The 11,164-nt window shown below is 40.4% G+C and carries 12 protein-coding genes and 1 pseudogene; 6 read left to right on the forward strand and 7 right to left on the reverse strand.

Features of this window, described 5'->3' with window-relative positions; all coding sequences use genetic code 11:
* Nucleotides 1-249: 249 nt before the first annotated feature.
* Nucleotides 250-1,137 (reverse strand): glycoside hydrolase family 75 protein, encoded by an 888-nt coding sequence (locus tag RMY27_RS34700; RefSeq protein WP_322669336.1) that lies wholly within the window; start codon nucleotides 1,135-1,137, stop codon nucleotides 250-252.
* 107 nt (nucleotides 1,138-1,244) lie between these two features.
* On the opposite strand from RMY27_RS34700, the gene RMY27_RS34705 reads away from it, so the two are divergent.
* Together RMY27_RS34705 and RMY27_RS34710 are read left to right on the forward strand one after the other, a co-directional pair.
* The gene (locus RMY27_RS34705) at nucleotides 1,245-1,391 is read left to right on the forward strand and encodes a hypothetical protein (protein WP_322669337.1); all 147 of its coding nucleotides are present in this window, start codon (nucleotides 1,245-1,247) and stop codon (nucleotides 1,389-1,391) included.
* A gap of 182 nt (nucleotides 1,392-1,573) precedes the next feature.
* Complete coding sequence (locus RMY27_RS34710; protein ID WP_322669338.1) at nucleotides 1,574-3,763, forward strand: ATP-binding protein; 2,190 nt, start codon at nucleotides 1,574-1,576, stop codon at nucleotides 3,761-3,763.
* Between the two features lie 122 nt (nucleotides 3,764-3,885).
* Here the strand turns inward: RMY27_RS34710 and RMY27_RS34715 are convergent, their stop codons facing one another.
* Nucleotides 3,886-4,050 (reverse strand): hypothetical protein, encoded by a 165-nt coding sequence (locus tag RMY27_RS34715; RefSeq protein ID WP_322669339.1) that lies wholly within the window; start codon nucleotides 4,048-4,050, stop codon nucleotides 3,886-3,888.
* A gap of 188 nt (nucleotides 4,051-4,238) precedes the next feature.
* Here RMY27_RS34715 and RMY27_RS34720 point away from each other — a divergent pair, with 188 nt between their 5' ends.
* On the forward strand, nucleotides 4,239-4,886 hold the full coding sequence (locus tag RMY27_RS34720) for a class I SAM-dependent methyltransferase (RefSeq protein WP_322669340.1): 648 nt from the start codon (nucleotides 4,239-4,241) through the stop codon (nucleotides 4,884-4,886).
* Nucleotides 4,887-5,027: 141 nt separating this feature from the next.
* Here RMY27_RS34720 and RMY27_RS34725 read toward each other — a convergent pair whose 3' ends face one another.
* The gene (locus RMY27_RS34725; protein ID WP_322669341.1) at nucleotides 5,028-5,825 is read right to left on the reverse strand and encodes a dienelactone hydrolase family protein; all 798 of its coding nucleotides are present in this window, start codon (nucleotides 5,823-5,825) and stop codon (nucleotides 5,028-5,030) included.
* 384 nt (nucleotides 5,826-6,209) lie between these two features.
* Here RMY27_RS34725 and RMY27_RS34730 point away from each other — a divergent pair, with 384 nt between their 5' ends.
* The gene (locus tag RMY27_RS34730; protein WP_322669342.1) at nucleotides 6,210-6,749 is read left to right on the forward strand and encodes a DUF2267 domain-containing protein; all 540 of its coding nucleotides are present in this window, start codon (nucleotides 6,210-6,212) and stop codon (nucleotides 6,747-6,749) included.
* A gap of 65 nt (nucleotides 6,750-6,814) precedes the next feature.
* On the opposite strand, the gene RMY27_RS34735 is transcribed toward RMY27_RS34730, so the two are convergent.
* A complete protein-coding gene (locus RMY27_RS34735) occupies nucleotides 6,815-7,153 on the reverse strand; it encodes a XisI protein (protein ID WP_322669343.1) in 339 nt (112 codons plus the stop codon).
* 136 nt (nucleotides 7,154-7,289) lie between these two features.
* On the opposite strand from RMY27_RS34735, the gene RMY27_RS34740 reads away from it, so the two are divergent.
* Both RMY27_RS34740 and RMY27_RS34745 read left to right on the forward strand, forming a co-directional pair.
* Nucleotides 7,290-7,892 (forward strand): hypothetical protein, encoded by a 603-nt coding sequence (locus RMY27_RS34740; RefSeq protein WP_322669344.1) that lies wholly within the window; start codon nucleotides 7,290-7,292, stop codon nucleotides 7,890-7,892.
* Nucleotides 7,893-8,015: 123 nt separating this feature from the next.
* Complete coding sequence (locus RMY27_RS34745; RefSeq protein WP_322669345.1) at nucleotides 8,016-8,585, forward strand: Uma2 family endonuclease; 570 nt, start codon at nucleotides 8,016-8,018, stop codon at nucleotides 8,583-8,585.
* 76 nt (nucleotides 8,586-8,661) lie between these two features.
* On the opposite strand, the gene RMY27_RS34750 is transcribed toward RMY27_RS34745, so the two are convergent.
* From RMY27_RS34750 to RMY27_RS34760, 3 genes and pseudogenes are all read right to left on the reverse strand, one after another.
* The gene (locus tag RMY27_RS34750) at nucleotides 8,662-9,126 is read right to left on the reverse strand and encodes a type II toxin-antitoxin system VapC family toxin (protein ID WP_322669346.1); all 465 of its coding nucleotides are present in this window, start codon (nucleotides 9,124-9,126) and stop codon (nucleotides 8,662-8,664) included.
* The gene (locus RMY27_RS34755; protein WP_322669347.1) at nucleotides 9,127-9,390 is read right to left on the reverse strand and encodes a hypothetical protein; all 264 of its coding nucleotides are present in this window, start codon (nucleotides 9,388-9,390) and stop codon (nucleotides 9,127-9,129) included.
* Between the two features lie 89 nt (nucleotides 9,391-9,479).
* Nucleotides 9,480-10,823 (reverse strand): annotated as a pseudogene (locus RMY27_RS34760) (site-specific integrase); the annotation flags it as partial.
* Nucleotides 10,824-11,164 lie beyond the last annotated feature (341 nt).

The raw sequence follows: 11,164 nt of genomic DNA on the forward strand, positions 1-11,164 counted from the left end.
AAGGCTTGAAACGACTGGGTTTTTACTCAGCACTCAGCACTCAGCACTCAGCACTTTGCTATATTAGCTGTAACTGAACTATTAGATGCGATCGCACCTCAGATTTTCCATCAGGTACACTAGACTTCTTGGCATTTGTCGGGAAAAGGGAAAGGGGGAAAGGGGAAAGGTTCTGTATTGTCCCCTTTCCCTTTAACCTTTACCCTTTTCCCCAAGAGTGCAAAAGTGCTTTTTGCAAAAGGTCTAATTTTATAGAGACTTTATCCGTTCTACACCACCCCATATTTCAAAGAACCGTTTAGTTTCAGCTTCTATTTCTGAAATTGTTCTTGCCTTTCCATTCCCAGAGCCGGGAAAAACAATATAAACGATGTCCTTGGGAATTCCTTGTCTGACTCTTGAGCGTACTAATGGATCGTTTCCCAGAGCTTGAGATAAAGCTATTGAACCCTCTCCAATCTGGTTTTTAGGCCCAACATCAGCATAAATTGCAAAAGCAAGTTTTTCATTGTTAGTGTTGTAAACAACTGCAAAATCTCCTAATTTAACGCCTGTAGCTTTTCTAAAATCACCATTTCCTGGAAGAACAATATACGGAATCTTTGCTGAATCAACATAGCGACGTGGATCTTGGTTAACAAATTCAGAGTCGAATAATGCTGTCGTAGAAATATAGTATCCAGGAAATGGATCGGTACTGCCTTGAATAAATGGATTGCCGTTTTTATCTACAGCTAGTGCCCACCAGTTACCTGGACTACCAGCATTTGCCAAAAAATCAATCCCTTTATCTGCGGGGTGATAAGCATTAGGCGCACCATCAGCATTAATGCTCATACCTGCTTCATAGAAAAATGCAGATTCTCCATTTGCCCGGAGAATGGGAATTTCACCAATTTTAAGCACAGTCTTAATAGAAAATTTTGTGACTGGACTCAGGAATTTTTGAGCGACAAAACCTTCTAAAGTTTTTCCTTCAAGAATAGTTGCAACCTTCCACCACTTATCATTATCAGAATTTTGAATTATTTTAGATACAATACATCCTTTGGGAAGAACTGCTATTTGATTAGCTTCATTAACAATCGGTGCTGAACGGATATTCAAACTATCTGATGTAACTTGAAATTGCTGCATAAATTACTCCAAATTTAAAAGTTGAACTGATGGAACTACATTAAAAAACTAAATTTTGTGCTGATACTATTGCTAATATCTAGAACATCTCAAACTCTGATTTTTTTGTGTCGCGCCAGCTGCGACAATTGGCAGTCAGCCAGTTAGAAGGGCAATGCCTGATTTCCCTGTGGCGAAACAAGGCGAATACAGGAGAAGAAACCCCCACAACGCACCCTATGTCACTTACTAAATGGCTGGATTTAGATCCTTGAATTCTTACCGACACTTGGAAGGTAGAAGTTGGGGATCTGGGCAGCAATTTTTGCTTAAGAAAGTACCATTTCACCCTAAAGCCGCCTTAGACTTGACAAAAAAATTTAAACAAAGGTGAGTATGCGAACATCTTGGGAACTATAGAAGCAAATCAAATCAGCACAACTTTTAGCTTCCAGCAATGAAGACTCCCTATCTCGGCCAAGCTAAGGCGTACCCATTACAGATTGTTCTTATTGTTCCCTTCCTCATCCAAATTTTTGCAGCAGTCAGTTTAGTAGGTTATTTGTCCTTTAAAAATGGACAAAAAGCAGTTAACAACCTGGCAAAGCAGTTGATACACCGCACCAGCGAGGTAGTGGATGAACATTTGAAGTCTCATCTTTCCGTTCCGCAAACCCTTAATCAGATCAATGCAGATGCTATCCGCAGGGGAATATTGGATGTAGGCGAGCGCAAAACCCTTGGCAAGTATTTCTGGGATCAGATGCAGGCCTATGACCTGACTTATATTGGTATCGGACTAACGACGGGTGAAGGAGTAGGTGCTGCTCGTTATGATGGCAAAACTATCACCATTGATGATTGGACTGCCAAGCCCCCTAACAATGTCTACACTTATGCTACTGACGATCAAGGCAATCGAACTCAGGTAAATACTCGGTGGGATTGGGAAAATTCTAAACAACTTTGGTATACCCAACCCATAGCTGCTGGTAAACCTATTTGGACAAAGATTCTGGTTGAAAACTTTCCTAGCGGTCCTTACATTGCCGCCTCTGCCAGTCGTCCAATCTATGATTCACAAAATCGCTTACTAGGAATGATTGCTACGGATATCCATTTACTGAAACTCAGCGATTTTTTACGCAGTTTGGATATTAGTAAGTCTGGGCGGGTATTTCTTTTAGAACGGGATAGCACATTAATTGCCACTTCCGGCACAGAAAAGCCCTTTACCTCCATTAATCAAAAAGCTAAGAGATTGCGAGCAATGGAAAGTTCTGACCCAATAATCCAGAACATTGCCAAACACCTCCAAACTTTCAACGGATTTGCTTCCATCACTAAAGACACAGATTTTCAGCTTGAAGTGCAAGGAAAACGCTATTTTATCGATGTTCTACCTTGGCGTGACAAGTATGGCTTAGATTGGCTAGTGGTAGTGAGTGTGCCAGAAAACGCATTTATGGCGCAAATTAACGCCAACACGCATACCACGATCGCACTTTGTTTTGGCGCATTGGTTGTTGCTTCGATGATGGGCGTGTTCACCTCTCATTGGATTGTCCGCCCGATTCTACGTCTGAATTGGGCAAGTGAGGCAATGGCATCCGGCAATTTAGATCAGAAAGTAGAAACTAGCAGTATTCGAGAACTTAATACCCTGTCCAACTCTTTCAACCATATGGCAGGGCAATTGCACGAATCGTTCACTGCTTTAGAGAAAAGCAAAGAAGAATTAGAAGAACGGGTAGATGAACGCACCACTGAACTCAAAAAGACATTAGGGGAATTGCAGCGCACTCAATCTCAAGTTGTTCAAAGTGAAAAAATGTCTAGTCTGGGACAACTAGTGGCTGGAGTCGCACACGAAATTAATAATCCAGTCAACTTTATTCATGGCAACCTCGCCCATGTGCAGGAATATATCCAGGATTTATTAGCACTTATGCAGTTGTATCAGCAATATAATCCCTATCCTGCTGCTGAAATTCAAACCATTGCTGAAGACATCGATCTGGAGTTTTTGCAGGAAGACTTGCCAAAAATGTTGTCTTCGATGAGAGTAGGCACCGATCGCATCCGTCAAATTGTACTGTCGCTGCGGAATTTCTCTCGCATCGATGAAGCGGAATTTAAACGCGTCGATATTCATGAAGGCATCGACAGTACTTTGATGATTTTGCAGCACCGCCTCAAAGCTAAACCAGAACAACCTGAAATTGAGGTGATTAAAGACTATGGCACTGTACCTCTAGTAGAATGCTATGCCGGACAACTCAATCAGGTATTTATGAATATTTTAGTAAATGCGATTGATGCCTTAGAAGAAAATAATACAAAGCTTACCTATCAGGAAATTAAGGAAAATCCCAGCCAAATTAAGATTCGCACATCGGTAGTTAATTCAACGTGGTTGGAAGTGGCGATCGCTGATAATGGAGTTGGTATTTCTCCAGAATTTCAGCAACGAATATTCGATCCCTTTTTCACCACCAAACCCATTGGCAAAGGAACCGGAATGGGTATGTCTATCAGCTATCAAATCATCACAGAAAAACATGGCGGTAAACTAGAGTGTTTCTCAACTCCTGGAAAAGGAACCGAGTTGATCATTCAGATTCCTCTGGGGATAGAGAATGGTTGAACTATGAATTATGGCTGAGGTTTGGGGAACAGGAAGATGTAGAGAGTTTTAAATTATACAGCAGATTTCAAGTTAAGAGGGTGTACTTCATTGACTTGTAAGGTGATGTTAGTAACAATCCCTTAGCTAATTTCCGAACCTTGAACAATGATTTGCTGTTTAGGGTGAATCACTCTACACGATCGCAACAGTGCCATTGGTGCGTAGGCGTAGCCCGCACTTCGACAAAGCTCAGTGACCACCGGAGGCATCGCGATTTTCGATAATACACCAACTCTTCTTGTCACTTCGCTGCTATAGATATTGTTCGGTCAAAGGATATCGGAGAATCTGTTTATTATAAAGTTATTTTGTTGGTAAGAGAGTATACAATGAAGTTTTTTTATTGGTAAGAGAATATACAACTTTTCGGTGCTAACAGATTATACAGTTGAACAGATAGTTAAAAGCAGTAGTTCTGCTTGTTAAAAAATTTATGCAAATACATCAGGTGATTGAAACCTACGATCAAGGATCAGTTGATTATGACGCAATTATGAAGCGTTACTGGCACATCGAGCGCGAACCCTTAATTGCTTCCTTGCAGCTAAAACCAGGACAAACCGTATTGGATGCTGCGGTAGGAACTGGTCTTAATCTTTCAGCCTATCCTGAAGGTGTACGTGTCGTCGGTGTCGATCTTTCTGAGAAGATGATCGATGAAGCACGTAAAAAGCGCGTATCCGCAGACATCACTTTCAAGGTATCGGATCTCTGCAATCTTGATTTTCCTGATAATAGTTTTGATGCAGCAGCATCGGGATTTACCCTCTGTGTCGTGAGCCATCCAGTCCGCGCCCTTGCAGAGATCCTGCGAGTTACTAAGCCTGGTGCCTTGATTGCCATTCTCGATTACTGCAAATCACAAGATCCAGAAATTCAGAAATGGCAAGAGTTAATAGCTGATGGTGCTTCACAGCTAGGCTTCCCCACTGGCAAGATCAAGTGGGATGCATTGATGGATTATGACGAATTAATTTACAACAGCAAGCTCCCCATTGAAGTGCTTGCAGACTATCGCACAGACAGCCCAAACCCGTTTTTATGTGGTTGTCAATTCCTGCTTAAAAACTCAAAAGCTTAAAGCCAACAGTATCACAGTCTTGTAATTTTGTTTTGTAGTGAGGACTAAAGTCCTCTCTACGAGACGCTATACGAACAAAATCAGGACTAAAGTCCCGATTACGAACATTTTTAAAGGAAGATTGATTAGCTTGTAACTAGATCACAAGTTATTTTTAAACAGTTCTAAAACATGTTGCCAAGCATCAGGAGCAGCTTCAGGATTGTAACTTGGGTGTTGTTCCATAAATGGGTACTTGTCTTTGAAAAATCCGGCAAAGAATCCATGTCCCGCATCGTATCGAAATACACGATGATTGATTTGATGTTTCTTTAATTCTGCCTCAATTTGCTCGGTTTCCTCCTGTGAAACTAATGTATCTCTTGTGCCATAAAATGCATAAATAGTACCTTTGATTTCCGAGGTGCGATTAATAGTTGGAGTCTCTTCGCCATAACTAGAAGTGGTAATTCCACCACCGTAAAACAAAGCTGTTGCTTTGATATCAGGTAAAGTCGCAGCCATATAAGCAACATGACCGCCAAAACAGAAACCAATGACACCTATGGCATCATCTTTGACATTGGGTAAAGTTTTTAGGTAAGCGATCGCAGCTTGAATATCGCTAAATATCTCTTGATACTTCACTTGTTGATAATATTCCAACCCAAGCCGATATGCTTCTGGACTAAACCCAACATCTTCAGCGCTAAAATCAGCCTCAAAACCTGGAGCAATACGTTGATACATCGCGGGGGCTATTGCTACATAACCTTGTTTGGCTATTAATTCAGTAATATCTCGAATATTACTATTGATTCCAAAAATTTCTGGAAAGACTATAACTGCGCCAAAGGTTCCGTTTTGTGCTGGTTGAGCTAAGTAAGCATCGATTTCTAAGTCATCGTTGGGTACTTTGACATAGGAGGTGTTAATTTCGATGTTTGTTGTTTCTAGCATCTTTGTTTCGGCTGATTTTATACCAACTCATTTATTTTGACTGGTTTTCGACACAGACGGGCACAAACATTAGAAGTATTACTCTCGTCACCTCAACCATCAATACGATTCGGATAAGCAATTTTCATCTCCCTTTTGGTTTGGGAAAAGGGTAAGGGGTAAGGGGGAAAGGTTTGAATTTAGCCTTTTCCCTTTTCCCTTTCCCCCTTAACTGAACCGTATTGCCTCAACCATGACTTTACAGCTATGAGCAGATCAAAGAAATTTCTAACTTTTGAATAGATACCATCTCAAACTTCTGGAAGATTCCAAGGGTTTTTGATTTGTGCGACCTTACATAAAGTAAGCATAAAGACTCAAAATTAATAACCACAAGAAAAAACAATGCCAGATCAAAGTTTTAGAACAAATATTCCAGAAGTTGACCCAACAGAAATAGAAGATACTCGAACTGCGATCGCCGACGAACATCGCTCGTTCCTAGAAAAAGTCCAGGTCAGAGCCGGATTTGCAGATCCCTATGATGCAAGAGACTTTACCGAAGTTGTGTTTCGCGTAATGCGTGACTTAATGACCACAGAAGCTAGCGATCGCGTCGAAGCAGAACTGCATACAGAGGCTGTACCTACAGATGAAAAAGCACTCCAGTTTGAAGTGTCTGATCTTTGGAGAGATAGCAATCCACTTGTGAGATTTTTGAGCCGGGTTCGTCCACCTTGGCAAGGCCCTGGTATCTTTAAAATCGATTCCGATCGCTTCCTGTTCCGAGTTGCTAACGAAGGTGGGAAGCCGGGAACAGTAGACAGAGAGCAAGCGGTTAAAGCAGTATTTTCTGCCACCAAAGACGAACTTTCCGAAGAGCGAATTCAGGAAATTGCTAGCTGGCTACCTGATTATGTTCGTGGTCTTTGGGAGCAAGCTTAATTAGAAGTATAAAAAAGTCAAGCCTGTTTGTGGGTAGCGATCGCAAACAGGCTTTTTCAATAGGTTTAGCCTATAGCAAACTCTGTATACTGCCTTACATGAGGTGCATGATATGCTATGACAATATCTTGCTTAGGTACTCCCTCGCTCACAAGTTGATCTGCCAGGGCATCCTCCGTTCCATCATGCTGCACCCAAATTTTACCATCTTTGATATCTACATGCAGCACACAGCCGTAAATTCGGGTACTGCTATCCTTCCATCCCAGATGCACAAGCTGATAGTGGTCTTTTGTAGTATCAAAAATGGTTTGACTTTCTATCGGATCGCTCCCAGAACGTAACTTTCCTCGCGCCGTCAATAATTTCTGAATTAGTTCACGATACAAATTTAGCTTATTCATTCTGCAATCTCCTGTTTTTCTGTGTCATACACCAAAAGGGCAATCCTCACAATCAAATTTGTGACAAAATAGTTTTGTTATACGATGTCTTTGGTGGGCTATGCCAACGGTTACAATATTATGATTTATAAGAAATATGCTTTATAGTCAGTTTACAACTATCAGCAAAGTTAAAGAAGCTTTCGGGTTAAAAACACAAGAAGGTGGAAGATTTATTCCTGCTACTGAACCAATTGAAGCATCTGCAACACTGACGGCATATCTTGAAGAAAGTCTTCCCCTTGCTTCTTCATCTAGTGAAAAAGCGCGTTCCGAAGGAATTATTTATCCAGTATTATTAGAAGTTAGACGGATATTAAATCGCCAAATTAGCTTGTTCTCTGGAGAAGATTTTACAGTTGATGAGGCAGTTGGACTTAATGGAATGTGTGATTTCCTTTTGAGTCGTTCGCCGGAAGTCCTAGAAATTGAAGCACCTGCAATAGTAATTTTGGAAGCAAAAAAAGCTGATTTAAGAACAGGGTTTGGACAATGTATTGCAGAAATGGTTGCAGCACAAAGATTCAACGCCGCAAAAAATCGTCCAGTTGCTGTAATTTATGGTTCTATTAGCAGTGGTACACAATGGCGATTCCTGAAGCTGGAGGATAATCTTGTCACCATCGACTTGATGGATTATCCTCTCCCGCCTGTAGAACAAATTCTCGGATTTTTAGTTTGGATGGTTGAAAACAGTTGATAGATGCGTAAGCGTTGGCGTAGCCCGCAGGAGGCATCGCATTGCAGCATAATATCACCTCACAAGGAAATCTGTGACAAAATAATATTGTTGTCTTATAGCCAATGCGATCGCTCACGACCTATGATTTCTACCATCTCGCGCCGCTACAGCTTGGATGAATATCGTGCGATCGAAGAAAAAGCCGAAGGACGCAACGAATATCGAGATGGAGAAATTGTACCCATACCTGGAGGAACGCTCAAACACGGCCGCATCGGTGGAAACATTTTGACCTATTTTACCTCTGTGTTCCGTGATACTCAATTCGAGCCAATTAACAGCGATTTACGGCTGTGGATTCCCGAACATCGACGCGGAGTATATCCAGATGTAATGGTTTTTGATAGCGAACCGCAACTAAATGGCGATCGCTTAGATGAAGTCTTAAATCCCACACTGATTGTTGAAGTTCTATCTCCTTCCACCGCAGATTATGATCGCCAAAGTAAATTTCGGATGTATCGATCAATTCCGAGTTTTAGCGAATATTTATTAATCGAGCAGGATGAACCTTTTGTGGAACGCTACAGTAAACAAGCTGAAGGTTGGTTGCTCAGTGATTTTAGCAGCTTAGAAGTATCTATTTCTTTAGATTCAGTTAGTATTGAACTGCCGATGGCGGAAATTTATGGTGGCATTGTTTTTGAGTAAATGAGTTTGGGTTGAATCTGTTGTACTTTGTGACAATGTATGAGTTAGAAGGGATGCGATCGCAGGTGAGTTTGCATTATGGGTGACTATTAGGGTTTTCAATCATTAATCCCTCACTTACAACTGCTGCATTCAACTCATTATCTGCGGACACAAAGGTAATAGGAGATAATCCATTAGCAATGGAAATGGTGTTGACTACACGACCTACTGCTAGTTGGATAGCATCATAACCTCTTAAACCATAAGTTTCAGATAATACCATTCCAGAATTAATGATATTTTCTGTGATTTCAACAATTTGATAGTCTTTCTGTAAATCAATTTTGAACTGATTGCGTGTTGTTGTCGCATCTGTAATGCTAATACTTCCACTGCGCGTTCGCCTGGTAATTGCCGCTATAATTTCTACAGCAGTTATTGCAGCAATAAATACCTCATTCTTGAGAGCCGGATCAAATAGCCCTAAAACCCAAACTGATCCAGTTTCGCTAATATAACGCTTAACTAATGCGCTACTGTCTAGAAAATAAACTGCCATCTAACGGCGTTCCTCAATGATACTTTCAGAAACAGGCTTTCCCTCAGCATGAATTAGTCGTCGCTCAGTTATTGGCTCGTAAGTAGGATGCTTGATCTGTTTTACTAACCCAGAATCGATCAGGGCTTGATGAAATGCTGCTTGCTTAACAGTTTCTTCTTTATCAGAAAGATACTTTTGAATTGTCTGATTAAGCTGCTGAAGCTCTTTTAGTTCAAGTGTCTCAAGCTGCTTAAGTATTTGGTTCAAAGTTTCTATTGTCATACTTTTTTAATGTGTATTTCTATTATTGATGATTTTTCACCTATAAATCATAGCAAATTATCTAAAAGTGGTATGATTTATCAGTAAATTTAATTTTGTTTATAAACCATTTCCATCCTCAACTTCTCAATCTCTAATCTCAACTTGTCATTCTCCATCCTCAACTTAGCATTCTCCTCTTTAATCAACTCAACTTCATTCCTCTTACTCAAAGCTTGATTAATCGCCAACTTCCGCATATCTAACGAGAACCAACGCTGATAAGTTTGGGTGTGAACCTGCACACTATGCCCCAAATTATCCGCCGCCGCTTTAATTGGTATCCCCAAAATATGCGCCCGAATTGCCCAAGCGTGACGTAAATCATAAGGTTTAAAATCCAATCCTATCTTGCGGAACCACCAACTAACTCGCTGTGTTAACGCCGTTATCTCAGCATGATTTGTGTTATCTTTTTTTGCGATCGCACCCCTTAACATCTCCAAATACTTCGGATTTCTTAAATCAAAGTCATCAATCCATTGCTTATATAATGGTAATGCTTGTCTCTCACCAGTCTTACAATCTTTATCAACTTTCCATGTCAAATCTGTATTTTCTGCACTCAACCACCAATCAATATCAGGATTAATAAAAAGTTCCCGTGGACGTAAACCAAAAACTGCTAACATTCCATATGTCCAGCGCCATAATTGCCAGCTATCTTGAAGATTTTGATTAACTTGATTACCTCTGTTGTTTTGATAATCTTCAAACTTGATAATTCCCTCAGATATTTCTGCATCTGTAGGTATATTACGGGAATTATTCTCAGGCATTTTGGAATATTTCGATAAATCAATTTCGATATTGAATGTCACACAAAATGCTGCGATCGCTCTAGCTGCATTATATTTAGCCCATTCTTTATCAATTTGCTCAATTGAACCGATCAGATTTTCCGCAGTTGCCAAATCTTGAGGATTGGTAAATCTCTTGGTTCGGGAAAAGTAATAAAAAAAAGTATGTTCGCTTTTGGTTGTGCGTTTATGATTTTTAAAATACTCTTCTTCAAATTTTTCAAGTAATTTTCCTATAGTTTTAAAATCTTTTTTAATTGCTTCATTACCTAAATATTTATCATTCCACTCAAAAGTTTTACGAGCGATTAACTTCCCTAACTCATAAGCTTCTTCCTCAGCCGTCTTGAGTCCATCCAAGTTAGCGGGAATATTCAAACTGAGATTGTATTGCTTTCTCCCAGTTCCATTACTGTCTTTGTCTCCCGGCTTAATTGGTAACGTCGCCCGTAATTGCAGACTTCCATTCGATTCTCTAATTGTCACCTTTGCTTTTGCAGACTTCAAACGCAGATTAACTTTCTCTAATTCTAGTAGTACTTTCGTTCTCATGTGTTCTTTTTGCTGCTGTGCTTGCAGAGATGAGCAAAAAAACGGGCGATTGTTTAATCGCCTTGGCTTAGGACAACATTTATATGATGCGTGATATCATGTCTGCATAATTAGTTACTATTCCCGCAGTCATTGCACCCCACCCCCAACCCCTCCCCGCAGGCGGGGAGGGGAGACAAAGCACAGCTTTGGCGGGGTGGGGTTCTTCGGGTTTAATAAGCAAGCGGACATGATATGAGTCCTGAACCTAATTATGCTGTCTTTTTAGCCTATATTTAGGCTAAAAATAAATGTGTTCTCAGAAAACAATGTTTATCGCTGACACTGTTTACTGCAAACATTAGACAGTTGAAAAGAATTAAACCACAAAAAGGATTACTCCG

Source organism: Nostoc sp. DedQUE09, from assembly GCF_034530915.1.
GTDB lineage: Bacteria > Cyanobacteriota > Cyanobacteriia > Cyanobacteriales > Nostocaceae > Nostoc.

Excerpts from the sequence above, each read along its gene's own strand:
- RMY27_RS34755 (WP_322669347.1), bottom strand. The coding sequence starts at position 9,390 with ATGACAATAGAAACTTTGAACCAAATACTTAAGCAGCTTGAGACACTT.
- RMY27_RS34725 (WP_322669341.1), bottom strand. The coding sequence starts at position 5,825 with ATGCTAGAAACAACAAACATCGAAATTAACACCTCCTATGTCAAAGTA.
- RMY27_RS34710 (WP_322669338.1), top strand. The coding sequence starts at position 1,574 with ATGAAGACTCCCTATCTCGGCCAAGCTAAGGCGTACCCATTACAGATT.
- RMY27_RS34730 (WP_322669342.1), top strand. The coding sequence starts at position 6,210 with ATGCCAGATCAAAGTTTTAGAACAAATATTCCAGAAGTTGACCCAACA.
- RMY27_RS34700 (WP_322669336.1), bottom strand. The coding sequence starts at position 1,137 with ATGCAGCAATTTCAAGTTACATCAGATAGTTTGAATATCCGTTCAGCA.
- RMY27_RS34745 (WP_322669345.1), top strand. The coding sequence starts at position 8,016 with ATGATTTCTACCATCTCGCGCCGCTACAGCTTGGATGAATATCGTGCG.
- RMY27_RS34750 (WP_322669346.1), bottom strand. The coding sequence starts at position 9,126 with ATGGCAGTTTATTTTCTAGACAGTAGCGCATTAGTTAAGCGTTATATT.
- RMY27_RS34720 (WP_322669340.1), top strand. The coding sequence starts at position 4,239 with ATGCAAATACATCAGGTGATTGAAACCTACGATCAAGGATCAGTTGAT.
- RMY27_RS34740 (WP_322669344.1), top strand. The coding sequence starts at position 7,290 with ATGCTTTATAGTCAGTTTACAACTATCAGCAAAGTTAAAGAAGCTTTC.
- RMY27_RS34735 (WP_322669343.1), bottom strand. The coding sequence starts at position 7,153 with ATGAATAAGCTAAATTTGTATCGTGAACTAATTCAGAAATTATTGACG.